The 24,674-nt window shown below is 52.2% G+C and carries 25 protein-coding genes; 23 read left to right on the forward strand and 2 right to left on the reverse strand.

Annotated features, from left to right (window positions below):
• Nucleotides 1–8 precede the first annotated feature (8 nt).
• Together lgt and CTH_RS05630 are read right to left on the reverse strand one after the other, a co-directional pair.
• On the reverse strand, nucleotides 9–752 hold the full coding sequence (gene lgt / locus CTH_RS05625; RefSeq protein ID WP_078664844.1) for a prolipoprotein diacylglyceryl transferase: 744 nt from the start codon (nucleotides 750–752) through the stop codon (nucleotides 9–11).
• Nucleotides 742–2,439, reverse strand: coding sequence for an Rqc2 family fibronectin-binding protein (locus CTH_RS05630; RefSeq protein ID WP_159071846.1), 1,698 nt, complete (start codon nucleotides 2,437–2,439; stop codon nucleotides 742–744). Before CTH_RS05630 ends, lgt begins: the two co-directional genes overlap by 11 nt.
• Nucleotides 2,440–2,553: 114 nt before the next feature.
• On the opposite strand from CTH_RS05630, the gene dapF reads away from it, so the two are divergent.
• The 23 genes from dapF (at nucleotide 2,554) to CTH_RS05740 (ending at nucleotide 24,672) form a co-directional block, all read left to right on the forward strand.
• Nucleotides 2,554–3,402, forward strand: coding sequence for a diaminopimelate epimerase (gene dapF, locus CTH_RS05635; protein WP_078664842.1), 849 nt, complete (start codon nucleotides 2,554–2,556; stop codon nucleotides 3,400–3,402).
• A gap of 12 nt (nucleotides 3,403–3,414) precedes the next feature.
• Nucleotides 3,415–4,590, forward strand: a complete 1,176-nt coding sequence (locus tag CTH_RS05640) for an LL-diaminopimelate aminotransferase (protein WP_107753299.1) — start codon at nucleotides 3,415–3,417, stop codon at nucleotides 4,588–4,590.
• Between the two features lie 190 nt (nucleotides 4,591–4,780).
• The gene (locus CTH_RS05645) at nucleotides 4,781–6,007 is read left to right on the forward strand and encodes a glycosyltransferase family 4 protein (protein ID WP_078664840.1); all 1,227 of its coding nucleotides are present in this window, start codon (nucleotides 4,781–4,783) and stop codon (nucleotides 6,005–6,007) included.
• Entirely contained in the window at nucleotides 5,976–8,153 is a 2,178-nt protein-coding gene (locus CTH_RS05650) for an amylo-alpha-1,6-glucosidase (RefSeq protein ID WP_107753301.1), read from the forward strand. The genes CTH_RS05645 and CTH_RS05650 overlap by 32 nt, the downstream gene beginning before the upstream one ends.
• A 13-nt stretch (nucleotides 8,154–8,166) precedes the next feature.
• On the forward strand, nucleotides 8,167–9,621 hold the full coding sequence (locus CTH_RS05655) for an alpha,alpha-trehalose-phosphate synthase (UDP-forming) (protein ID WP_107753303.1): 1,455 nt from the start codon (nucleotides 8,167–8,169) through the stop codon (nucleotides 9,619–9,621).
• On the forward strand, nucleotides 9,587–10,327 hold the full coding sequence (gene otsB / locus CTH_RS05660; protein ID WP_107753305.1) for a trehalose-phosphatase: 741 nt from the start codon (nucleotides 9,587–9,589) through the stop codon (nucleotides 10,325–10,327). The genes CTH_RS05655 and otsB overlap by 35 nt, the downstream gene beginning before the upstream one ends.
• Before the next feature lie 54 nt (nucleotides 10,328–10,381).
• A complete protein-coding gene (locus tag CTH_RS05665) occupies nucleotides 10,382–11,542 on the forward strand; it encodes an MFS transporter (protein ID WP_107753307.1) in 1,161 nt (386 codons plus the stop codon).
• Nucleotides 11,505–12,224 carry an AzlC family ABC transporter permease gene (locus CTH_RS05670; RefSeq protein ID WP_078664835.1) on the forward strand — a complete coding sequence of 240 codons (720 nt, stop codon included), beginning with the start codon at nucleotides 11,505–11,507 and terminating at the stop codon, nucleotides 12,222–12,224. Before CTH_RS05665 ends, CTH_RS05670 begins: the two co-directional genes overlap by 38 nt.
• A complete protein-coding gene (locus CTH_RS05675; RefSeq protein ID WP_078664834.1) occupies nucleotides 12,200–12,502 on the forward strand; it encodes an AzlD domain-containing protein in 303 nt (100 codons plus the stop codon). The genes CTH_RS05670 and CTH_RS05675 overlap by 25 nt, the downstream gene beginning before the upstream one ends.
• Nucleotides 12,503–12,566: 64 nt before the next feature.
• Nucleotides 12,567–13,454 (forward strand): YicC/YloC family endoribonuclease, encoded by an 888-nt coding sequence (locus CTH_RS05680; RefSeq protein WP_318262791.1) that lies wholly within the window; start codon nucleotides 12,567–12,569, stop codon nucleotides 13,452–13,454.
• Between the two features lie 13 nt (nucleotides 13,455–13,467).
• Nucleotides 13,468–13,761, forward strand: coding sequence for an extracellular matrix/biofilm regulator RemA (gene remA, locus CTH_RS05685; RefSeq protein ID WP_078664832.1), 294 nt, complete (start codon nucleotides 13,468–13,470; stop codon nucleotides 13,759–13,761).
• 1 nt (nucleotide 13,762) lies between these two features.
• Nucleotides 13,763–14,374, forward strand: a complete 612-nt coding sequence (gene gmk / locus CTH_RS05690) for a guanylate kinase (protein WP_107753309.1) — start codon at nucleotides 13,763–13,765, stop codon at nucleotides 14,372–14,374.
• Nucleotides 14,371–14,565 carry a DNA-directed RNA polymerase subunit omega gene (rpoZ, locus tag CTH_RS05695; protein WP_174182993.1) on the forward strand — a complete coding sequence of 65 codons (195 nt, stop codon included), beginning with the start codon at nucleotides 14,371–14,373 and terminating at the stop codon, nucleotides 14,563–14,565. Before gmk ends, rpoZ begins: the two co-directional genes overlap by 4 nt.
• On the forward strand, nucleotides 14,565–15,782 hold the full coding sequence (coaBC, locus tag CTH_RS05700; RefSeq protein ID WP_107753311.1) for a bifunctional phosphopantothenoylcysteine decarboxylase/phosphopantothenate--cysteine ligase CoaBC: 1,218 nt from the start codon (nucleotides 14,565–14,567) through the stop codon (nucleotides 15,780–15,782). Before rpoZ ends, coaBC begins: the two co-directional genes overlap by 1 nt.
• A 3-nt stretch (nucleotides 15,783–15,785) precedes the next feature.
• Nucleotides 15,786–16,919, forward strand: coding sequence for a methionine adenosyltransferase (metK, locus tag CTH_RS05705; RefSeq protein ID WP_107753313.1), 1,134 nt, complete (start codon nucleotides 15,786–15,788; stop codon nucleotides 16,917–16,919).
• Between the two features lie 97 nt (nucleotides 16,920–17,016).
• A complete protein-coding gene (locus CTH_RS14115; protein WP_159071848.1) occupies nucleotides 17,017–17,181 on the forward strand; it encodes a hypothetical protein in 165 nt (54 codons plus the stop codon).
• Between the two features lie 88 nt (nucleotides 17,182–17,269).
• Nucleotides 17,270–19,720, forward strand: a complete 2,451-nt coding sequence (gene priA / locus CTH_RS05710; RefSeq protein WP_079906622.1) for a primosomal protein N' — start codon at nucleotides 17,270–17,272, stop codon at nucleotides 19,718–19,720.
• A 17-nt stretch (nucleotides 19,721–19,737) separates the two neighbouring features.
• Nucleotides 19,738–20,193 (forward strand): peptide deformylase, encoded by a 456-nt coding sequence (gene def / locus CTH_RS05715; RefSeq protein ID WP_078664827.1) that lies wholly within the window; start codon nucleotides 19,738–19,740, stop codon nucleotides 20,191–20,193.
• Between the two features lie 12 nt (nucleotides 20,194–20,205).
• A complete protein-coding gene (gene fmt, locus CTH_RS05720) occupies nucleotides 20,206–21,135 on the forward strand; it encodes a methionyl-tRNA formyltransferase (protein ID WP_078664826.1) in 930 nt (309 codons plus the stop codon).
• Nucleotides 21,136–21,151: 16 nt separating this feature from the next.
• Entirely contained in the window at nucleotides 21,152–22,465 is a 1,314-nt protein-coding gene (rsmB, locus tag CTH_RS05725) for a 16S rRNA (cytosine(967)-C(5))-methyltransferase RsmB (RefSeq protein WP_159071849.1), read from the forward strand.
• A 5-nt stretch (nucleotides 22,466–22,470) separates the two neighbouring features.
• Entirely contained in the window at nucleotides 22,471–23,514 is a 1,044-nt protein-coding gene (gene rlmN, locus CTH_RS05730) for a dual-specificity RNA methyltransferase RlmN (protein WP_078664824.1), read from the forward strand.
• Nucleotides 23,511–23,906, forward strand: coding sequence for an FHA domain-containing protein (locus CTH_RS05735; protein WP_079906626.1), 396 nt, complete (start codon nucleotides 23,511–23,513; stop codon nucleotides 23,904–23,906). The genes rlmN and CTH_RS05735 overlap by 4 nt, the downstream gene beginning before the upstream one ends.
• A gap of 16 nt (nucleotides 23,907–23,922) precedes the next feature.
• Nucleotides 23,923–24,672, forward strand: coding sequence for a Stp1/IreP family PP2C-type Ser/Thr phosphatase (locus tag CTH_RS05740; RefSeq protein WP_159071850.1), 750 nt, complete (start codon nucleotides 23,923–23,925; stop codon nucleotides 24,670–24,672).
• Nucleotides 24,673–24,674 lie beyond the last annotated feature (2 nt).

Below are 24,674 nucleotides of genomic sequence, written 5' to 3' on the forward strand. Positions count from 1 at the left end.
CGCACCCCTTAGCGGGCTGCGCTTTTTTTTCTGCGCCAGAGAATTATCAAACCTGCACTGGTAAAGAGTACCACACTCATCACCTGGGCGGCGCGGAGAGGTCCGAGCATCAAACTGTCGGTGCGGAAACTTTCCACGATGAAACGGCCCACAGAATAGGCCATCAAATAGAGGAGAAAAACTTCTCCCTTCCGAATGACTGGTTTGCGCCGAATCCAGAGCAGGAAAAAGAAAACCCCTAAATCCCAGAGGGATTCATAAAGAAAAGTGGGATGGCGATAGGCGCCATCGATATACATGGCCCAGGGTAAATCGGTTTCATAGCCATAGGCTTCCTGGTTGAAGAAATTGCCCCACCGTCCGATGGCCTGGCCCATAATCAAACTGGGGGCGCAGATATCAGCCAGCTGCCAGAAATCCAGGCGGTAATGGCGGCTAAACCAGAGTCCCACCAGGATGGCAGTTAAGATGCCGCCGTGAATAGCCAGACCACCATGCCAGATTTTGGGGATTTCAGAGGGATTGGCACTATAATAATCCCAGTTGAAAATGACATAATAGAGACGAGCGCCTAACCAGCTGAGGGGGGCGGCGATCAAGGCCAGATCCAGGATGCGTTCCGGATCAATCCCCTGACGCCGGGCTTCCCGGGAAGCCAGCGTTACCCCGATAATAACAGCGATAGCCATGATCACCCCATACCAGCGGATGGTGAGGGGGCCAATTTGTAAAGCGATAGGATCAATTTTCATTTTCATCCTCCTTTGTTGTCGTCAAGCGGGTGAGTATTTCCGGGCCCGGATTGACGTACAGGGTTTTTTGCTGTTCATAGATAACAAATCCCGGTTTGGCACCACGGGGTTTTTTAACATTTTTGCGCTGGGTATAATCAACCGGGACCTGGGAAGAATGGCGGGCCTTGCTGAACCAGGCGGCCAGCAGGGCACCGGTTTGCAACAATTCAGCCGGAGGGGGGTCTGGACTGTTCCATTTTAAAATTACATGGGAGCCAGGGATATCTCTGGTATGAAACCAGTAATCTTCACTCCGGGCCAGACGCAAGGTCAGGTAATCATTTTGCCGGTTATTACGGCCGACCAGGAAAAGGTAGCCATCCCGGGTTTTGAAACGGGTGGGCTGGCTGATTTCTTCCGCCTTTTCTGGCTTACGCTGTCTTCCGGTTTGTTTCAAAAGCCCGGCTGCCGCTATTTCCTCCCGGATTTCTGCCAGCACTCTGGCATCCTCGGCATTTTCCAGATTAGTGGCAACACTTTCCCAGTACTGCAAATCCCTGATTATAGTTTCCAGTTGCTCTGTCGCCATGCGCTCAGCTGAACGCAGTTTGCCATACTTTTTGTAAAAGTGTTCTACCTGTTCAGAAGCTGTCAGTTCCGGCTGCAAAGGAATAGTCAGCGGTTTTAATTCCGGGTCATAGTAATTGGGTACCGTCAGTTCAGTAAGGCCGGGCTGCCACTGATAAAGATGGGCAGCCAGCAGGTCTCCAAAGAGCTTATATTTTTCTCCTGAGGCCGCCTCGGCCAGGGCCTTTTCCTGAAATTCCCGCCGCTTTTGCAGGCGATTGATCTCCTCTTTGACCAGGCGCAGCAAGTTCTGACGCTGAGAGTGCAGAATTTCTTCCGCCTCTAATCGCTGATATTCCGCATCAGCCAGGTAATTGTAGTAAAGGGGATGAGGGCCTTTGCCCAGTTCAGCCAGCAAATCCTGCAGGGCTAACCAGGTTTTGGTCAGTTCATAGTTGCCCACCTGGTCCAGAGGGAAATCAGGGTCAAGACCTGCTTTCTTTACTAGATCGGCAGCCCGTTTGGGGCTAAAACCGGCGACTGTTTTCTGGAGCGCCTGGCTTAAAGTCAGATTTTCCCCGGCAGCCAGAAGCAAGGGCCCCCATTCCTCTTCCAGGATATGGCCAGGAATTGCTTTTTCCTGGGGCGGCGGGGGAAGGTAAGGACGGCCGGGAAGTACTTCCCGGTGACGGCTGACGGCGTGGGTATAGCGTTTGATGCCATCATAGATCAGGTTGCTGACAGGGTCTACCAGGATGATGTTGCTATGCTTGCCCATGATTTCTACCAGCAAACGGCGCTGGGCCAGCTGACCCAGTTCATCGGTATTTTCGATTAATATCTCTACCACCCGTTCAAAGCCTTCCTGATTAAATTGCAGAATTTTGCCCCCTTCCAGATGTTTGCGCATAACCATGCAGAACATGGGAGGGGAGAGAGGATTGATTTTTTGCCAGCGGCTTACATGTAGACGCGCCCATTTGGGATGGGCGGAAAGCAGGAGGCGGTAATTTTGACCTTGATTGCGTACCAAAAGGTGGATTTCCCAGGGGGTAGGCTGCTGGATTTTTTGAATGCGGCTGCCAGCCAGTACCTGATTCAACTCCGATACTATGGCAGCAATTGCGAAACCGTCCATGGTATGTAGACAAACCTCCTTGTATATTCCATATATATTGTATACAAAAAAGGTAGAGGTTGCAAAAGCATTGATGGTATTATAACATATTTTCCGTAGAGGAGGTAATCTGTGATGAATTTTACCAAAGTGCATGGACTGGGTAATGATTTTGTGGTAGTTAATGCCTTTCAGGAAGCCTTACCAGCTGACCTGGCAGCTCTGGCCCGGGCAGTCTGCGACCGGCATTTCGGAATTGGAGCAGATGGACTGGTCTTGCTTTTGCCAGCTGAAAACCCGGAAAATCATCTGCGCATGCGGATTTTCAACCCCGATGGTTCTGAACCGGAAATGTGCGGCAATGCCATCCGCTGTTTTGCCCGCCTGGCCTGGGAGGATGGTCTGGTAAAGGATACGGTGATCCGGGTAGAAACCCTGGCCGGGGTGATGGTACCGGAAGTGATTCTGGGGGAAAACGGACAAGTACGGGGAATCCGGGTGGATATGGGTGAACCCATCCTGGAACGGAATCTCATCCCCATGCAAGGTCCGGCTGGCACAGTGGTGAATGAACCTTTGCAGGTTGGGGAATATGCTTTACATATAACAGCAGTATCCATGGGCAACCCTCATGCTGTAACTTTTGTGGAGGATCTCTCCCATTTCCCCTGGCAAACTGTAGGACCGTTGCTGGAAAGCCATCCCGCTTTTCCCCGCAAAGTAAATGCTGAATTTGTCCAGGTGGTCAATCGCCAGGAAATGATCATGCGGGTGTGGGAGCGGGGAGCAGGGCCCACTCTGGCCTGTGGCACCGGGGCTTGCGCTACTCTGGTAGCGGCGGTTCTCAATGACCTAACAGAACGAAAGGCGACTATTCACCTGGCTGGTGGTGATCTGGAGATCGAATGGGATGCCAGCACCAACCATGTTTTTATGACAGGACCGGCGACAATTGTTTTTACAGGGAAATACCAGGTTCGATAGGAGGATGAAAAAATGGTAATGGAAGCTCAGCGTATTCGCCAGTTACCCCCTTATTTGTTTGCTCGCATCGAAGCTCAGATCGCTAAAGCGAAAGAAGAAGGAGTGGATGTCATCAGTCTGGGGATTGGTGACCCTGACCGGCCTACCCCTGACCATATCATTCAGGAACTGGTGAAGGAAGCCCATAATCCAGCCAACCATCAATATCCCTCTTCCGTGGGCATGCTGTCTTTCCGTCAGGCTGTAGCCGACTATTATCAGCGCCGTTTCCAGGTCAGCCTGGATCCCAAAACCCAGGTAGTATCCCTGCTGGGCTCTAAAGAGGGGATTGCCCATATGGCCTGGTGCTATCTGGATCCCGGCGATATTGCTCTGGTGCCCGACCCGGGTTATCCGGTCTATGGTATCGGAACCCTGCTGGCAGGGGGTACTCCGTACATCATGCCTTTGAAGGCGGAAAACAACTTTTTGCCTGATCTCAAGGCTATTCCTGAGGAGGTTGCCCGTAAAGCCAAGTTAATGTGGCTGAACTATCCCAATAACCCCACCGGGGCTATAGCTCCCCTGGAATTTTTCGAGGAAGTAGTGGCCTTTGCCAAAAAGTATGATATAATCGTCTGCCATGATGCCGCTTATCAGGAGATTTCCTTCGATGGTTACCGGCCACCCAGCTTTCTGGAAGTGCCGGGGGCTATGGAAGTGGGGGTTGAATTCGGCTCCTGTTCCAAGACTTATAATATGACGGGCTGGCGAATTGGCTGGGCTGTAGGTCGGGCGGATGTCATCAACGCTCTGGGACGGCTGAAATCCAACATCGACTCCGGGGTATTTCAGGCTATCCAGTATGCGGCTATTACCGCTTTAACAGGCCCCCAGGATTGTGTCGAAGCCATGAGTAAAGTCTATCAGGAGCGGCGGGACATTGCTGTGGAAGGTCTGAATGCTATCGGCTGGAAGCTGGAAAAACCCAAATCCACCATCTATGTCTGGGCTCCGGTACCGAAAGGCTTTACTTCCATGTCCTTTGCGGAACACGTCTTTGAGAAAACAGGTGTGGTTATTACCCCTGGCAATGGCTATGGTGAACATGGAGAAGGCTTCTTCCGTATCGCTTTGACTGTGGAGAAAGAACGAATGCTGGAAGCTTTTGATCGAATCAAGAAAAACCTGGGTCCCTTTGAGTTTTAAGGTGTTGACAGGCAAAAAATATCCTGTCTATAATAGTCATAAAAGAGGAAATAAGGAAATAATGTAACTAATGGTTGATAAATGTCTCCCAGGTTCTTGGGTCGGCAGTTATTGACATTAGTTTCATTAGCAGCAAACAGGGCGGGAGACATCTCCCGCCTGATTTTTTTGAGCAAGGGAGGGAGAAAACATGCGAATTGCCCAAATTCACTGGGCCTTTCCACCCATTATCGGCGGGGTGGAAAGCCATCTGGCCATGCTGGGCCCGGCTCTGGTGGAAAAAGGCTGTCAGGTGAGCCTGTTGACCGGAGCTGTTCCAGGAGAGCCTGAAATGGCTGAATATGAAGGGATGACAGTTAAAAGAACCCCTTTACTGGATTTAAACAGCCTCAATCCTGAAATCATCGCCGCCAGGGCGGAAGAGATTCGGACAGAGTTCAAAAACTTTATCGAACAGTTCAAACCGGATATGCTGCATGTCCATAACATGCATTACTTCAGCCCTGTTCATGCTGATATTCTTTTTGAATTAAAAAAGGAATATGGTATTCCCCTGATTTTGACCAGTCACAACGTCTGGGCTGATAGCGATCCCACCTGGCAGGAGATGAACAAACGGGCTCAGGCCTGGGATGCTATTATTGCTGTCAGTCACTATATTAAAAGAGAAATGATTCGTGTTGGCTATGAAGAGAAAAAAATCACAGTCATTCATCATGGCATTGACCTTAACCGCTTTGTTCCGCCTGGTAGCAAGGACCTGGCGGAAATTGAGCGGATTTATCCCCAGTTTAAGGGGCGGCGGGTGATTTTCCATCCTGCTCGCATGAGTCTGGATAAAGGCTGCCACATCAGTGTTCAGGCCCTGGCGGAAATCCGCAGGGAATTTCCCGGGGTTTTACTGGTCCTGGCAGGCACCAGTAAAACGGTGGACTGGGGCTCGCATCAGCAGAAACATGTGCGTCAGATCATGGATTTAATTGAGGAGCTTCAGCTGCAGGACCATGTTTTTGTGAAGTTGTTTGCCTGGTCGGAAATGCCCCTGGTTTACCAGGCAGCTGAGTTTTGTATTTATCCCTCCTGTTTTGAGGAACCTTTCGGTCTGGTCATGCTGGAAAGTATGGCTTCTGAGCGGCCCATCATCGTGAGCCGGGCAGGGGGCATGCCGGAAATTGTCAGAGACGGTATCAATGGCTATATCGTGCCCATGGGAGATGCCCGCGCCCTGGCAGAACGCTGTTGCCGCTTGCTGGCTGATCCCATTGCCTGCCGGCAGATGGGTAAGACCGGGCGCAGGATGGTGGAAAAGTTCTGGACCAGGGAAGTGATGACAGAAGCTACACTGGCCGTATATAAAAAAGTTAGCAGAGGCAAAGGGGTAGATTATGAACAGTTGCAACCTTACCAGGCAGGATGATTTTCGGATTGCCCCGGAGGATATTCGCAGCAGTGTGGAAATACTGAAGGAAGGGCAGATGTTCATGAACTCCCTGCCCGGGGGAGAAATCCCCTGTCAGGATACAGGCGGACTGGGATTTTATTATGCTGATACCCGTTTTCTCAGCTGTCTGGAGCTGCGACTGAACGGAACAGAACCAATTTTTCTTTCCCGCTCTGTACGGGACAGCCATATTGCCCAGGTGGAATTGACCAACAAGGACTTTGTCAGCAAGGGTCAGCTGGTACCATTGCATACTATCCATTTGCGCTTGTTGCGGCTGGTAAGAGATGGGTTTTACCAGCGGTTACGTCTTATTAATTTCAACCAGTATCCTGTGGAACTAACCTTGCGCTTTCGCCTGGGGGCGGATTTTGCCGATATCTTTGAGGTCAGAGGAACCAGGCGGCAGGTTAGAGGGCAAAGACTAAAACCGGAGTTTTCCCACCAGGGAATCAGCCTTGGTTATCAGGGCCAGGATGGGGTAGTGCGTAAAACGCGCATATATTTTGCTCCTGCTCCCTCCAGGATAGGGGAAGAGGGTACTTTGGCCTGGGCTGAGTATAAGCTGGTGCTACAGCCCCAGAAAAAATACTACCTTTACCTGAAAATCCAACCCTGGCTGGAAGAAAGCCGCCAGCAGGAGGAGACTTTACCCCGGGATCTTGGGTTTAAGAAGGCAGCCGGTTTTTTAATCCAATCCTACCGGGACTGGATTCAGGATTGCATCAATATCATTACTGACAATCAGCGCTTCAACCAGATGCTGAGAGTAGGGATTACAGATTTACGGGCCCTGACGACCCATTATCCCGGCAAAGGGGCGGTACTGGAAGCGGGGATACCCTGGTATGCTGCACCTTTTGGCCGTGATTCCCTGATTACTGCCTGGCAAACACTGCTGGTCAATCCCTGGCTGGCCCGGGAAACTTTGCTTTTCCTGGCCCGCTATCAGGGAGAAAAAATTGACCCCTGGCGGGATGAAGAGCCTGGCAAGATTTTGCATGAATTGCGTCTGGGGGAAATGGCCCGGGCTGGAGAAATTCCCCATACTCCTTATTATGGTTCAGTGGATTCCACCCTCTGGTTTATCATCTTACTGGCGGCTTACTACCGCTGGACTGGTGAGCGGGAGCTGCTGGAAAAACTGCGGCCCAATCTGGAACGGGCAATCCACTGGTGTGAAGTTTACGGGGACAGGGACCAGGATGGCTATATCGAATATCAATGTCAGTCAGAAAGGGGCCTCATTAACCAGGGCTGGAAGGATTCCTGGGATGGGGTTATTGATTCTGATGGCCAGCTTCCCACCGGTCCCATTGCTCTGGTGGAGGTGCAGGGCTATTATTACCTGGCCCTGCGGGAAGCAGCTTTTTTGTACCAGCAGCTGGGAGTGCCTTCATTAGGAGAGCAGCTCCTGGCCAGAGCCCGGAGTTTGCAAGCTAAATTCCTGCAGGATTTCTGGTTGCTGGAGGAGGAATTTCTGGCCTTTGCTTTAGATGGCCAGAAACGGAAGCTCAAAACCATTGTTTCCAATCCTGGCCATTGCCTGTTTACCGGTATCCTGCCACCGGAGTATGCCGACAAGGTGGCAAGGCGCCTGTTTGCCCCTGACCTCTTTTCTGGCTGGGGAATTAGAACTATGAGTGACCGGGAGAAGGCCTATAATCCTATGAGTTACCATAATGGTTCAGTCTGGCCCCATGATAATGCCATTATCGGTTATGGCTTGCGGCAAGCCGGGCAACTGGAAAGACTGTGTTATCTGACGGAAACTCTCTTTGCTGCGGCCGAGTATTTTCCCCAGTCCCGTCTGCCGGAACTGTTCTGCGGCTTTACCCGCCGGGGCAATGCTGGCCCGGTCAAATATCCCATTGCCTGTGATCCGCAGGCCTGGGCGGTGGGCAGTATCTTTTTGCTCCTCAGGGCCTTACTGGGGGTAGAATGCCGTGGTAACCAGATTTTTGTCCGGCAACCCCTGTTACCAGATTTTCTGAAAACCCTGCGGCTGGAGAATATCAGAGTAGGAGAAGGCAGAGTAGACCTGGAGTTCACCCGCAGAAATGGTAAGACCTATTGTGGAGTCACCGGTACAACTGGCCAGGTGCAAGTGATTTTTGCATAGGGGGTGAGAAACCATGGCTCAGCTGTCTTTTTCTGGTGGTAAGACGGGAGGTCGGTTGCTGGTAGTTTCCAACCGGGGGGCCTGTACTCTGCGTCAGACCCCGGGCGGATTGGCGATAATCCCGGCGGTTAGTGGCCTGGTTTCGGCAGTGGAGCCGATATTAAGACGGGAAGGGGGGATCTGGGTAGCCTGGGGTGGCCGTTGTGGCCAGGAGCCAGGCCACCTGTTACCCCTGCCGGAAGGAGAGAGTAAATATCTTTTTGCTGAAGTAGTTTTATCGTCAGAAGAAATTAAAGGCTTCTATGATGGATTTTCCAATAGCATTATGTGGCCTCTTTGTCATGGTTTTTTGGAAAAGGTTCAGTTTGAAGAAAACTACTGGCAGCTCTACCGCCAGGTCAATGAAAAATTTGCTCGTACTGTGGTCAAAATGAGCAGCCATAACGATCGGGTTTGGGTACATGATTATCATCTTACCCTATTGCCTGCACTGATACGCAGGCAACGGCCGGTTCTTTCTATCTCCTTTTTCTGGCATGTGCCTTTTCCACCAGTGGAATTATTTGCAACATTACCCTGGGCGGGGGAAATCCTGCGCGGCCTGCTGGCCTGTGACCAGATAGGCTTTCATACTGAAAGTTATGTTCGCAACTTTCTGCAGGCGGTGGAGGAAATCCTCCGGGCAAGGGTGGATTATCTTAACTCCACTATCCACTGGGGAGGGCGGAAAATCAGGGTTATTGCTGCCCCTATCGGGATTGACTGGCGGGAATATCTGACTCTGGCAGCCAGGGAGGAGATCAAAGGCAAGGCAGAGCAAATTCGCCTCGCTCTGCAAAGCGACTATGTACTGCTGGGTGTAGACCGACTGGATTATACCAAAGGTATACCCCAGCGATTGCAGGCCTTTTCTCATTTGCTGACAAATTACCCCTGGCTAAGGGGTAAAGTTGCTCTGTTACAGGTGGTTGTTCCCAGCCGGGTAGAGACAGCAGCCTATCAGAGCCTGCGGCAGGAAATTGAGAAACTGGTGGGAGAAATCAATGGGTTATTTACCACCGATTATCAGGTGCCGGTCCGCTATCTCTATCGTTCTCTGACCAGGCAGGAACTGGTGGCCCACTACCTGGCAGCAGATCTGGCTTTAGTCACTCCTCTCAGGGATGGGCTCAATCTGGTGGCTAAAGAATATGTAGCATCTAAAGCCCGAGGCACCGGGGGACTGTTACTCAGTCCTTTTGCCGGTGCTGCCTTGCAGCTAAAAGGTGCTCTGCTGGCCAATCCCTATCATCCCCGGGAGATGGCAGAACAAATCAAACGCGGTCTGGAAATGCCTCTGCCGGAACAGCAGCAGCGACTAAGTAGCATGATGCGGATTATTAGAGAACAGGATTTAGAGTGGTGGTGGCAGCAGGTGAAAGGAATGAGCAACAATGCGGAGCAGCCGGAAGTTGCTGCTAATGACTGATTATGATGGCACTCTGGTTCCCTTGCGGGAAAAGCCAGAGCTGGCAGTACCGGACCAGCAGCTTCTGGACCTGCTCACAGAACTGACAGAAAGACAGGAGCAGATTATCGCCATCATTAGCGGCCGGGATTTGCAACAGCTCAAGCAGTTTTTTCCCATCCCTGGTCTCTGTCTGGTCGGTGGACATGGTGGGCAAATCCTCTGGCCCGGGGGAGAGGTGGAAAACTGCTTTGATTCTGCAGCCGTCGCAGCGGTGGCAGCCCGCATTGGGGAGATGGCAGACAAAATTATGTCCAGGGAATGCGGGTTTTTGCTGGAGTACAAACAAACTGGGGTGGCTGTTCATTACCGGCTGGCACCGCCTCAACTGGCTACAGAGAAAATACGTCAGCTGCTCAGCCAGGTCAGACAGTGGCTTCCGGCAGACTGGGAAGTATTATCAGGAAAAAAGGTACTGGAATTCAAACCTGCCTGTACCAGTAAAGGCAATGCCCTGTTACGCCTGCTTCAGCGCTGGCCCCATTTCTGGCCAGTTTACCTGGGAGATGATGTCACTGATGAATCAGCTTTCCAGGTTCTGGCCCGGCGGGGTACGGGTATTCTGGTAGCGGACCTGTCCCGGCCAACAGCAGCTCATTTTCGCCTGCGGGATTACCGGGAAGTACGCCAATTATTAAAGACAGGGATTTCCTGTCTTTTTTGTTGACAATTACCCCGGATAGATTTAGACTGATATCAAAAGCAATGGGCGGCGATTGCAATGCAGAAAAAAATCCTATTCTTAACTAGTATCCTTAATTTCTTGTTAAATACGGCTATCCAGGGGTCGGTAATTTTTATCCCTTTGCTGGGTCAAAAGCTGGGAGCTACTGATTTTCAAGTTGGCCTGATTGGGGCTGCGTATGGTGGCGCTTATCTTGTTGCTTCCCTTGCCTCCGGTCAGCAATCAGACCGCCGTGGCAAATTAATTTTTGTGCGCTGGGGCCTGTTTTTCAGCACTTTGATGTTTTTGGCCCAGCTACTGGCCCAGCACTATCTGGTCTTGCTGCTGGTTCGGGCCGGGGTAGGGCTGGCTCTGGGAGTTACCACAGCCGCGCTGGTGGCCTATGCCTTTGAAGCAGGGGCCGATATGGGCAAGTTCAGCTCTTATGGCTCCCTGGGCTGGATTGGCGGAGCTGCAACAGCGGCGGTATTAAAAAGATTTGAGCTGATTTTTCTTAGCGGAGCCTTTTTTTGTGCCCTGTCCTGGCTCCTCAGCCTGTATCTGCCCCCGGGTGAGCAGCAAATCGGGAAAAAGGTAGAGAAGGACTCTTCCGGCTGGCTCAAGGTGTTGCGGCGGGAATATAAGGTCTATCTGGCTATTTTTTTACGCCAGCTGGGGGCGGCGGCGGTCTGGATCATCTTGCCTCTCTATTTCAACTCCCTCGGTTTGTCACCAACCTGGACCGGGATTTTGTGGGGGATTAATTTTACGGTACAATTTCTGGTAATGCGGCATCTTAATCATTATGATCCTGTCAAAATTTTTGCTTTTGGTCAAATCCTTTCTATTTTCGTTTTTTTAACTTATGGGCTGGTAACGCGGTTAGAGTTATTGATTCTGGTCCAGATTCTGCTGGGTATAGCCTGGTCAGGCCTGTATGTAGGAGCATTGTTGCTGGTACTCAGCTCCGGGCAGGAAAGGGGAACAGCCAGTGGCCTGTTCACGGCAACCCTTAACCTCTGCGGCACTCTCGGTCCCTTTCTGGGAGGTCTGGTGGCCCAGTTCTGGGGTTACAGAGGAGTGATGTTTCTGGCAGCTGCTTTATCAGCTGCTGGCATGCTGGTAGCAGTACCGCAGGCGGTGAAGGGAGAAAAAGAAAGAGAAAGAGTGGGAGATAGGAATGAAGGCAAACTTACTGACCTGGCGCGCCGGTTGTAAGGCGGGGCTGGCCATTGCGGTGGGCTATTTTCCGGTGGCGATGGCCTTTGGCCTCATGGCCAAAGCCATTAATGTCAGCGGCCTGGAAGCAACTCTTTTTTCCCTCCTGGTTTTTGCCGGGGCCAGCCAGTTTATGGCCCTTAACCTGATTAAGGCCGGGGTTTTTTCCGGAGAAATTATTCTGGCCACCTTGCTGTTGAATTTCCGCCATTTCTTGATGAGTGCGGCCCTTTCTACCCGATTGGAAGATCGCCGGTTCTGGCGGCTGGCCCTGGTGGCTTTTGGTATCACCGATGAAACCTTTGCCCTGGCTATGACTAGAGAGGGAAAGCTAAATTTTTCCTTTTTGCTGGGATTGGAAGGGACGGCTTATCTGGCCTGGGTACTGGGTACGGTAACGGGCTATCTGCTGGGAGATGGTTTGCCCCCGGCCTGGCAAAACAGTCTGGCTATTGGTCTTTATGCCATGTTTGCGGCCATTTTAGTACCGGAAGGGAAAAAATCTGCTCGCTTGCTGATGGTAGCTGCCCTGGCGGGGCTAATCAATACCGGTCTTTCATATCTGGGCAGATTGCCGGGGGGCTGGAATTTGATTATCGCAATGGTGGCAGCGGCAGCCTTTGCTCTGGTAATGGAAAGAGGAAGGGAGGAAGAGAGATGTCGAGCCACTACCTCTGGTTGATTATAGGCATGGCAGCAGTAACTTATTTGCCCCGGCTCTTGCCGCTAACCATCCTGACTGGAATCAGGTTGCCCCTATCTTTACAACGTTTTTTATCCTATCTACCATATGCTGCCCTTGGGGCCTTGCTGGCACCGGGGGCCTGGCAGGCTATACCCCAGCAACCGGCTGCTGGATTTCTGGGGGTTTTGGCCGCTGCCATCACTGCCTGGCTGGGAGGAAACCTGATGCTGGCAGTAACGGCGGGAGTGCTCACTACTTTTTTCTTAATTCAGTGAAGGATTTTAGTGATTTAAGTCGAACTATGTAGGCAAAACTATGGTTAAGATTGTATAAAAGGCGGTGCTGCGCTTGGTCAAAAGCATGACAGGCTACGGCCGAGGGGAAGGACTGGGAGCTGGCAAAAAATTTACAGTAGAAATGAAATCGGTGAATCATAGATTCTGTGAGGTGGTTGTTCGCTATCCCAGGGGCTGGGCGGCGATCGAAGATAAAGTCAGGTCGCTGGTCCAGTCAGGAGTGGCCCGGGGCCGGATCGATGTCTTCATCAATATAGAAGATACCGGGGAAGAGGCGAAAGGGGTAAAAGTTGACAAAGGATTGGCCCTGGCGTATTATAATGCAATGAGAGAGCTGGCTGGGCTTTTGGGGCAGCCTCTGGAATTCGATTGGACCCAGATTGCCCGCTGGCCGGATGTAATCACTCTGGACCAGGAGGAAGCGGATCTGGAACAGTTCTGGCCTTATCTGGCCCAGGCTGTAAATATAGCTCTGACCAATCTGGTCAGGATGCGGGAACAGGAAGGGGCCAAGCTGGTACAGGATCTGGAAGGAAAGTTCAGTGATTGTGAACACATAACCAATCGCATCAAGGAACGGGCTCACCTGGTGGTAGAGGAATACCGTCAACGCCTGCAACAGCGGGTGCAGCAACTGCTGGGCGAAGTACCAGTTGATGAAGCCAGATTGGCTATGGAAATCGCTTTGCTGGCAGAACGGGCAGCAATTGATGAAGAGCTGGTGCGCTTATTCAGCCATTACCAGGAGGCCCGGTTGTGTTTAAAGGCCCGGGAGCCGGTAGGGCGCAAACTGGATTTTCTTGTGCAGGAAATGAACAGAGAAGCCAATACCATTGGATCCAAAGCAGGGGATTTAACTATAAGCAAACTGGTAGTTGAATTGAAAACCGAGATCGAAAAAATCAGAGAACAGGTGCAAAACCTGGAGTAAGGAGGCTGTTGGCGTGGAGATTAAACTGGTGAATATCGGTTTTGGTAACATTGTCTCTGCCAATCGGATTGTAGCGATTGTCAGTCCGGAATCAGCACCCATCAAGCGGATTATCCAGGAAGCCCGGGATCGGGGCATGCTGATTGATGCCACTTATGGCCGGCGTACCCGGGCGGTGATCATTACTGACAGTGATCATGTCGTTTTATCAGCAGTACAGCCGGAAACGGTAGCTCATCGGCTGATGGCCAAGGAGGCCCCGGCAGCCATAGCTGATCTTGAAGATGATGAGACGGAGGAACAATAGGATGACCGGACAGGGCTTGTTACTGGTGATATCCGGTCCATCCGGTGCCGGAAAGGGCACCGTTTGCCGGGCCCTGATGGCACGACATCCTGAAGTAGCGTATTCGGTTTCGGCTACTACCCGTAAACCGCGGCCGGGAGAGATAGACGGGGTTCATTATTATTTTGTCACCAGGGAACGTTTCGAAGAAATGATCGCTGCCGGAGAACTGCTGGAATGGGCCATGGTTTACGAAAGCGGCAACTACTATGGAACTCCACGCCAGGCCGTGCTGGATAATCTGGCCGCCGGTAGAGATGTGATTTTGGAAATCGATGTTCAGGGAGCGTTACAGATCAGGGAGAAGTTTCCTGAAGCTATTTTTATTTTTATCCTTCCTCCGTCAATGGAAGAACTGAAAAAACGCATTACCGGCCGGGGCACGGAGTCGGCGGAAAGTATTTCGAAACGCCTGGCCTGTGCTGCGACGGAACTAAGTTATGTCAAAAAATATGACTACTGTATTGTCAATGATCTGGTGGAAAAAGCTGTAGAAAAACTGGAAGCCATTATCATAGCGGAAAAATGCCGCGTACAACGCTTGACCTTACCGACTGGAGGTGGAGAATCATGAATAAACCTTCGCTGGATATTCTGCTGAAAAAGGTGGATAGCCGTTACACCCTGGTGGTAGCTGCAGCCAAACGGGCCCGTATGCTGACCAACCCGGAGAGCTCTGCTGGCACCAAGCCTGTTTCCAGAGCACTGGAGGAAATTGCAGCCGATAGGTTACAATATGAACGGACCAAGAGTGGGATCAAGTAATGTGGCAGGGGAAAAGAATAATTGTCGGCATCACTGGCGGGATCGCAGCCTATAAGGCGGCGGACCTGGTCAGCCAGTTAGTGAAAGCAGGAGCTGAAGTCAGGGTTATTATGACCCCTTCAGCTCAAAAATTTATTACACCCCTGACCTTGCAGACCCTGTCCCGGCAGCCGGTGGGGTTGGATATGTTTGCTGAGCCAAAAGCCTGGGAAGTGCAGCATATCGCCTGGGCGGACTGGGCCCAGCTGGTGATTGTGGCACCAGCTACGGCCAATACCATTGGCAAGCTGGCCCATGGCCTGGCTGATAACCTGCTGACAGCGGTGCTGATGGCAACCAGGGCCCCCATTTTGCTGGCACCGGCCATGAATGTCCACATGTGGGAAAATCCGCTGGTTCAGGCTAATCTAAAAAAGCTGCAGGCAGTTGGGGTACGAATTGTTGAACCGGAAAGTGGTCGCCTGGCCTGTGGCTATGAAGGTAAAGGCCGGATGGCAGCGGTAAATACCATCCTCGAGGCGGCAGCCTTGATTTGCTGGGACCTGGATGGCAAAAGAGACCTGACCGGGCGCAAAGTCCTGATTACCGCCGGTGGCACCAGGGAACCGCTGGATCCCGTTCGCTTTATCGCCAATCGCAGTTCCGGCAAAATGGGTTACGCTCTGGCTACAGAGGCGGTCAGGCGGGGGGGCCAGGTAGTTCTGGTTTCGGGACCGGTGGAGCTGGCTCCTCCTCCTGGACTGGCGGAATTCATCCGGGTGGAGCGGGCAGAAGAGATGGCTGAGGCCGTATTAAGTCGAGCCCCGGAGATGGATGTAATTATCAAGGCCGCTGCAGTAGCCGATTTTCGTCCGGTCCAGGTAGCAGAGCAGAAAGTGAAAAAGGGGGACGGGGACTGGGTACTGCATTTGCAGAAAAACCCCGATATTCTGGCCATACTGGGAGCCCGGAAACGGCCAGGACAGGTGCTGGTGGGTTTTGCTGCCGAAACCCATGATTTGCTGGCCAATGGAGCGGAAAAAGCACGGCGAAAAGGGGCGGATTTTATAGTTGCAAATGATGTCAGTCGCCCGGGCAGTGGCTTTGGCAGTGATACCAATGAGGTAACTTTTATTTTTCCCGATGGCGCAACCATTTCCTGGCCTTTATTAAGTAAACAGGAAGTAGCAACCCGGATTTTTGATCAGATAGTTCAGCTCCTGGGAGAGGAGGAATAGAGAATGGCAAAAAGGTTATTTACTTCCGAGTCAGTGACCGAAGGACATCCTGATAAAATGGCTGACCAGATTTCTGATGCCATTCTGGATAGCATTCTAGCCCGGGACCCGGACGCCAGGGTGGCCTGTGAGACCATGGTGACCACCGGGCTGGTCCTGGTGATGGGTGAAATCACTACCGAGTGCTATGTTGATATCCCAAAGATCGTTCGGGAAACCATTAAAGATATTGGCTATACCAGGGCCAAGTTTGGTTTTGATGGGGATACCTGTGCTGTTCTCACAGCTATTGATGAACAATCGCCGGACATTGCCCTGGGGGTTGATCCCGGTGGGGCCGGGGATCAGGGGATGATGTTCGGTTATGCCTGTGATGAGACTCCGGAACTGCTGCCTGCCCCCATTGCCCTCGCCCACCGGCTGGCACGGCGTTTGGCCCTGGTACGCAAGGAGCGGCTGGTACCCTATCTCAGACCGGATGGCAAGACCCAGGTAACAGTGGAATATGATAATGATGAAGTAGTTAGAATTGATACCATAGTGGTTTCAGCTCAACACAAGCCCTCCATATCCCAGGAAACCATCCGGGAGGATATTATCCAGCAGGTTATTCGTCCGGCGATTCCCCCCCATCTGCTGGCTGATACCAGGATACTGGTCAATCCTACTGGCCGCTTTGTGGTAGGTGGGCCCCAGGGGGATTGTGGCCTGACGGGAAGAAAAATTATTGTTGACACCTATGGGGGAATGGCCCGGCACGGAGGTGGAGCTTTCTCCGGCAAGGATCCGACCAAGGTGGATCGCTCCGCTGCCTATTATGCCCGCTATGTGGCCAAAAATATTGTCGCAGCAGGACTGGCCCGGCGTTGTGAGGTACAAGTAGCCTATGCTATTGGCAGAGCCGAGCCTGTGGCTATAGATATAAATACTTTTGGTACCGGGCGAGTTGCAGAAGCAGAGCTAGTTGCTGCTGTTAAAAAAGTCTTTGATTTCCGGCCCGCAAAAATTATTCAGGAATTAAATTTGCGTCGGCCTATTTATAAGCAGCTGGCTGCTTATGGTCACTTTGGACGCCTGGATTTGGACTTGCCCTGGGAAAAAACAGATAAAAAAGATTTGCTGCTTTCCCTGTTTTAATGCAGGATTTTGTCACTTTATGTCGAAAAGTAAATTTGATAGATAGATAAGTGCTTGTGATAACTTGTTGGGGGCATATCCGGGGAAGGTGATAGACATGCTATGGATTTTGGCGGGGGCAGCAGGACTTATCCTGGTCATTATCGTTATCTGGTTACTGCGCTCCATGGATCAACAGTTGCAGGAAGTCAAAAATAGTTTAGATGAATGCTTGGAAAGAGTCCAGGAGGACAAAAGGCCGCGACTATCCGAGCGGTCATGAGCAAGCCAGGAAATCTCCTGGTTTTTTCTTTATCGGTCGGATATGATATAATACAACTGGAAACGAGAGTCCGGAGAGAGGGCGAAAAATGGGGAAAAATCCTGTTTATGCCGAGGTATATATAGATAGACCTGTAAAAGAACTGGACCGTCCCCTGACCTACAGGATCCCGGACCAGCTCCAGGGCCAGGTGCGTCCTGGCATGCGCGTGCAGGTTCCGCTGGGCAGACAGGGGCGGGTACAGGCTTTTGTAACAGCCATCACCGACCAGCGCCCACCGGTACAGGTACGGGACATAATAGGACTAATAGACCGGGAGCCTATTATAGATGAGGAGCTGCTGGGTTTGGCCCGCTGGCTGGCAGACTATTATGTTTGTCCGCTGGTAACAGCAATTCATACCCTGGTTCCGCCGGGTAAAAAGAACTCTGGTGGTACTCTGGTGGCCCTTACTCCCAGGGGCTGGGCCTATTTAAATCAGCAGGATGATGAGGAAGAAGAGGCTGGACTGGAAATGCTGGAGTGGCTGGCTGCCCGGGGCGGCGAGGCTGATGCTCCTTCCCTGCGGGCGATGTTCCGGAGCCAGGGACAACAGGTGCTAAAAAAGTTGCAGGCAGCCGGCCTGGTTCAGGTGGAACAATTTAAAATGGTGGGCGAGAAAGGGACCGGCAAGCTCGGTATTTATCCAGCCTTTCCGCCGGAGGAGCTGGCAGTACATTTGCTCAGTCTTTCACCCCGGGCCAGCAAAAGCCGGCAGGCCTTAACGGTCGCATGTGCTGTACCGGGCCTGACGGTAAAGGAGCTGGCGGCCCGGGCGGAAGTAACCGAGAGCGTAATTAGAGGCTTGCTGGACAAGGGGCTCCTCTGTCAAAAAGCTATTTCACTTCAAGCAGAGCAACCAGAACGCAAGGTAGTCTGGCCCCGGTTAACTCCGGCCCAGCAGGCTGCTTTTCAGGCTATAGAAGAGAGCATAGTAAAGGGCAGAAGGAAAAAATTCCTGCTTTTCGGAGTGACAGGCAGTGGCAAAACCGAGGTCTACCTGCGTGCCATTGCTAGCTGTCTTGAAAGAGGCCAGACAGCGATTTGTCTGGTCCCGGAAATTTCCCTGACCCCGCAAATTGCAGCCCGTTTTAAGGAACGATTTGGAGCAGATGTAGCTGTTTTTCACAGCCGCCTGTCTTTGCGGGAACGGCATCTGGAGTGGCAAAGAATTAAAGAAGGCAAAATTAAAGTAGTAGTCGGGGCCCGCTCTGCTATCTTCGCTCCTCTGCAAAAACTGGGGCTAATCATAATCGACGAGGAGCATGAAACCAGTTACAAACAGGATGTTACCCCCCGTTATCATGCCCGGGAGGTGGCCCAGGAACGGGCCAGACGAACAGGGGCTACCCTGGTGCTGGGCAGTGCCACTCCGGCAGTTGAGACCTTTTACCGCGCCCAGCAGGGGGAATTCACCCTCTTGACCCTGGCGGAAAGAATCGATGATCGGCCTCTGCCGCCGGTGACTGTGGTGGATATGCGACAGGAACTGGCAGAGGGCAATCGCAGCATTTTTTCCCGGGAACTGCAGGAAGCTCTCCGACATACTCTGCAGCGGGGGGAACAGGCGATTCTGTTTTTGAATCGCCGGGGCTACAGTACTTTTGTATCCTGCCGCAGCTGCGGGTATGTGCTGCGCTGTCCTGCCTGTGATGTGACTTTGACCTATCATAGTTCGGACCAGACGGTACGCTGTCACTATTGTGAACACAGAGAACCTTCCCCGGCCCTTTGTCCCCGGTGTAATTCCAGGTATATCCGTTATTTTGGGGCAGGTACCCAGCGGGTGGCAGAGGAATTTGCCCGGGAGTTTCCAGGTGTGAGCTGGCAGCGGATGGATGTGGATACTACCAGTCGTCGGGGAGCCCATGAAACTATCATTCAGAATATGCTGGAAGAAAAAATTCAGGTTCTAATCGGCACCCAGATGATTGCCAAGGGCCTGGATTTTCCTAAAGTAACTCTGGTCGGTGTGATTTCTGCCGATACTTCCCTGAATGTTCCCGATTTCCGTTCAGGGGAAAGGACTTTTCAGCTCCTGACTCAGGTGGGCGGTCGGGCTGGCCGGGATGTCCTGCCGGGGAGGGTGATTATTCAGACCTATTCGCCGGAACATTACAGCATTTTACGGGCAGTAGAACATGATTATCCGGGTTTTTACCGGGAGGAGCTGGAGCTGAGGGAAATGCTGGGCAATCCCCCTTTCAGCTACCTGGTCCGTCTACTGCTTAGCGGGCCCAGGGAAGAGGAAGTAATCAGGGGCAGTCAGCTGATCTGTGACTGGCTGCAACCGGGATTGCAAGCGGATCAGTCCCTGCTGGGGCCCGCCCCGGCGCCTCTGTCCCGCTTGCGGGGCCAGTATCGCTGGCATCTGGCCATCAAGGGCCCGGAGCTGGAGGGATTACGCAGCCTGGGCCGGGAAGTGTTACAGAAATGGAGCAAGCAACGCAGTGGGGAAGTGCGTCTGGTTCTGGATATTGAACCAGTTAGTTTGCTATAAAGTGAGGGAGATAATTAATGGCAGTATTTAAAATAGTGGAGATTGGCGATCCTGTTCTGCGTCAAGTTGCCAAACCGGTAAAAGAGATTACCCCCAATATCATCAAGCTCCTGGAAAACATGGCTGATACTATGTATGATGCGGAAGGGGTAGGGCTGGCTGCTCCCCAGATTGGCATCAGCAAACGGGTGATAGTAGTTGATGTGGGTGAGGGACTGATTGAACTGATCAATCCAGAGATTATCCATTGTGAAGGCAAGGAAGTGGCGGTGGAAGGTTGTCTTTCTGTTCCCGGCAAACAGGGGGATGTGGAGAGATGGGCTAGAGTCAAGGTCCGCGGTCTAAACCGCCAGGGGGAACTGGTGGAATATGAGGCCGAAGGCTTGCTGGCCCGCGCCTTCCAGCATGAAATTGACCATCTTGATGGTATCTTATATGTAGATAAAGCAGAAAATCTGCGCCCCAGCAAATAGGAGGGATACAGCATGCGGATTGTCTTTATGGGAACCCCTGATTTTGCTGTGCCCAGCTTGCTGGCATTGGACCAGCCCGGCTGGCAGGTGGTAGGTGTAGTAACCCAGCCGGACCGACCGCGGGGGCGGGGACAGAAAGTTTCTTTCTCCCCTGTTAAAGAAGCGGCTCTAAGCCGGGGCTGGCCGGTTTTTCAGCCCTTGAAAGTTAAAGATGAAAACTTTCTGGCAGAGCTGGAAGAATTACGGCCAGATGCCATTGTGGTAGTAGCTTATGGTCAGATATTGCCGGAAAAGATCCTGCAATTGCCGCCCCTGGGTTGTATCAATGTCCATGCTTCTTTGCTGCCTCGCTACCGGGGAGCTGCCCCTATCCAATGGGCAATCATTAATGGTGAACAGGAAACCGGTATTACAACCATGTACATGAGCAGGGAACTGGATGCCGGGGATATGATTCTGAAAGCCAAAGTGCCCATTACGGATACGGATACCTTTGGAACTTTGCATGACCGGCTGGCCACTCTGGGGGCAGAGTTGCTGGTGCAAACCCTGACCCAAATCGAGCAGGGCCAGGCGCCCCGGGAACCCCAGGACCATAGCCGGGCCACCTATGCGCCAATGCTGAATCGGGAAACAGAGCGGATTAACTGGGGGGCTGGCGGCCAGCAGATTGTCAACCTGATCCGGGGCTTAAACCCCTGGCCGGGGGCCTATACCCTCTGGGAAGGGAATCCCCTGAAAATCTGGCAGGCCAGGTTTGAACCTGGCACACCGCTGGCTGATCCGGGAACTGTAGTGGAATTGCGCGCAGAAGGACCAGTGGTGGCAGCCGGAGATGGGCACCTGGTGCTAACCCAGTTGCAGCCAGCAGGAAGCAGGGCCATGACCGGGGCAGACTTCCTGAGGGGGCGCAAACTGCAGGCTGGAACTAAACTGGAATAAAGTTGGTGGAATAACTTTGAAAGAACCACGTCAAATAGCAGTAGAAATAGTGGAACAGGTATTATGGCAACAGGCCTATTCCAACCTGACTCTGAATAAAGCCGCCAGTGCCCTGGATAGCAGGGAACGCAAGCTGGTAACTGAACTGGTTTATGGTACTGTAAAATACTATTTAGCATTGGCCTGGCTATTAAATCAGTTTTTAAGTAAACCCCTGGAAAAGATGCCCCACAGATTACAGGCTATCCTGCTGGTAGGTGCTTACCAGATTGTAAAAAGTGAAAGGATACCAGGCCCGGCAGCAGTACATACCAGTGTGGAACTTGCCAAAAAGAACAAATTTACCGGGCTTGCCGGCCTGGTTAATGGGGTATTGCGCAATCTGTTGCGCAACCAAGGTAACTGGAGCTGGCCAGATCGGAATCAGGATCTAGTGGGCTACCTCAGTGTTTTTTACAGCTATCCTCGCTGGCTGGTACAATTGTGGCTAAAGGAACTGGGGGAAGAAGACACAGAAAAACTGCTGGCTGCCGGAAATAACATCCCCCCCTTGACTTTACGGACCAATACCCTGCGCCTGACCCGGGCAGAACTGGTGGAACGCCTGCAGGCGGCGGGTACTGGAGTAAAAGAACTGTCCTGGCCACCAGAAGGGGTAGAACTGACGGACTTTGACTTGCTCACCCGTATACCGGGTTTTGCGGAGGGCTGGTGGCTGGTACAGGACCAGGCATCCATGCAGGTGGCCCATGTGGTAGCACCCCTTCCGGGTATGAAGGTACTGGATACCTGTGCTGCACCGGGAGGCAAAACCACCCATCTAGCCCAGCTGATGTCTGACCAGGGGGAAATCGTAGCCTGTGATATTCATCCCCATAAGTTGAAGCTGATTGAGGACAATTGTTTGCGTCTGGGGATAAAATCCATCCACACGGTATTGCAGGACGCTACCGCTTTGCCATCTGCCTGGCATAACCGGTTTGACCGGGTGCTGGTAGATGCCCCTTGTTCCGGACTGGGGGTAATCAGGCGCAGGCCAGAAATACGCTGGCAAAAAGCTGCGGCAGATTTAAAGAGTCTCCCGGAGCTTCAAAAACGGATCCTACAGGCCGCTGCGGCCTGTGTAGCACCAGGAGGAATCCTGGTTTATAGTACCTGTACCATCAACCGCCAGGAAAATCAGGAGGTTGCTCGCTGGTTTGGGGAAAATTTTCCCGAGTTTCAACTTTTGCCCTGGGAGGGAGCGCCTGCCGGAGAAATACAGCTCTTGCCTCACCGGGAAAATAGTGATGGCTTTTTCCTGGCCCGCTGGCGGAAGGAGGATAAATAGGAACGATGATCAATTTAAAAACCCTTTCTTTGCCTGAGCTTACCTGCTGGCTAACCGCTGAACTGGGGCAGCCCGCCTTCCGGGCCCAGCAAATTTACCAGTGGATCTGGCAAAAAGGGGTTACGGATTTTGAGGCTATGACCAATTTGAGTAAAGAAATGAGGCAACAGCTGCGGGAAAAGGCAAAAATCGAGAGTCTGCAGCTGGTTACCAGCCAGCAGGCCAGGGATGGGACCATTAAGGCCCTCTTTGCCCTACCCGATGGGCAGGCGGTGGAAACGGTGTTGATGGTGTATAATTACGGCACCAGTGTCTGCGTTTCCAGTCAGGTGGGTTGTCGTATGGGCTGTCGCCTTTGCGCTTCCACTCTTGGCGGTCTGGTGCGCAATCTGGAGGCCTGGGAGATTTATGATCAAGTGCTGGCTATGCAAAAACTGAGCGGATCCAGAGTAGGCCGGGTAGTGGTGATGGGGACTGGCGAACCTCTGGATAACTATGATGAGGTAGTAAAGTTTTTGCGTCTGGTCAGTGACCGCCAGGGTCTAAATATTGGTCAGCGTCACCTGACAGTTTCTACCAGTGGTCTGGTACCTCGCATCTATGACCTGGCCCGGGAAGGACTGGCCATTACCCTGGCCATATCCCTTCATGCGCCCAATGATCAGCTGCGCAGTTACCTTTTGCCGATCAACCGCAAATATCCCTTGCAAAAGCTGCTGGCAGCCTGTGATTTTTACACTGAGCAGACCGGGCGCCGGATTACCTATGAGTATGCCCTGATCAAAGGAGTAAATGACAGTGAAGAACTGGCGCGGCAACTGGGCAGTTTATTGCGGGGTCGCCTGGCTCATGTGAATTTAATACCCATCAATCCAGTTCCTGAATATGACTGGGAGCGGCCTGAACAGCAGGAAATTGCCCGTTTTCGTAGAATAGTCGAAACATACGGGCTGGAGGTTTCCGTCCGGCGGGAACTGGGCCAGGAAATTGATGCCGCCTGCGGTCAATTGCGCCGCAGGGTAATGGCTGAGAGGAGCGGGAAAGGATGAGCTGGTGGAGAAGGCTATGGCGGCGTAAAACAGAGTTGATGAGTGGTCAGGATGGCACCATTGTGTTTGCTTTACCGGCCCAGTGTCAGGAAATAAGTTCAGCCGCAGCTGCGGCGTTAGTAATATTATCCGGGGAGGATACTGGCATGCGCCTTGCCCTGCCCCGGCAAACGGTGTACATAGGCCGAAGAGAGGACTGCACCATTACTATTAATCATCCAACGGTATCGAGACTCCATGCCAGGATTCTGCCGACTGACAGAGGCTGGGTTCTGCAGGACCTGGACAGTGCCAATGGTACTCTGGTTAACGGGCGACCGGTAACAGAAGTACTGCTTTCCCCGGGGGACAGGATTAAGATAGGACCCTGGGAAGCAGAGTTTTATCTCTAGGGAGAGTATGTGTGAGGTGGGAAAATTGCAGTTTGCGGTAGGTACCCATGTTGGTCTGGTCAGAAAAAACAATCAGGATGCTTTTATTTTGGCTCCTGATCTCAATTTATTCGGGGTAGCTGATGGGATGGGCGGTCATGCTGCAGGGGAGATTGCCAGCCAGATGGCCGGGGAGATAATAATCCAGGAGTTGGCCCGGAATCGGGAGCAATTAATAGGTCCTGGGATACTGGGACTTTTACGCCAGGCAGTGGAGAAAGCCAACCAGGAAATTTATCACCGCGGGCGGCTGGAAAATCAAAACCTGGGCATGGGTACTACCGTGACCTGTGGTTATTTCTCCGGGGACAGTAACCTGTTAGTTATTGCTCATGTGGGTGATAGCCGGGCATACCGCTGGCGGCGAGGAGAACTGAAGTTATTAACCCATGACCATTCCCTGGTCTATCAGCTTTACCAGAATGGCGGAATCAGTTTGGAGGAAGCCTTTAAACATCCCCAGCGTAATATCCTGACTAGAGCTCTGGGGATGGATCCGGCCGTAGTGGTGGATTTAACGGAACTAACCATAGAACCTGATGACCTGTATCTTTTTTGCACCGATGGTTTAAGCGGTCAGGTTAGAGATGAGGAAATGCTGGAATTGCTGCAAACATGGCAGGAAGATAACAGTGACTTACCTACCCTGGCAAACAGGCTGATAGAGGAGGCACTTGAGCGGGGTGGCAAGGATAACATCACGCTGGTGCTGGTAAAACCGAGGTGAGG

Origin of the sequence: Carboxydocella thermautotrophica, from assembly GCA_003054495.1 — a bacterium.
In the GTDB taxonomy this organism is placed as follows: Bacteria; Bacillota.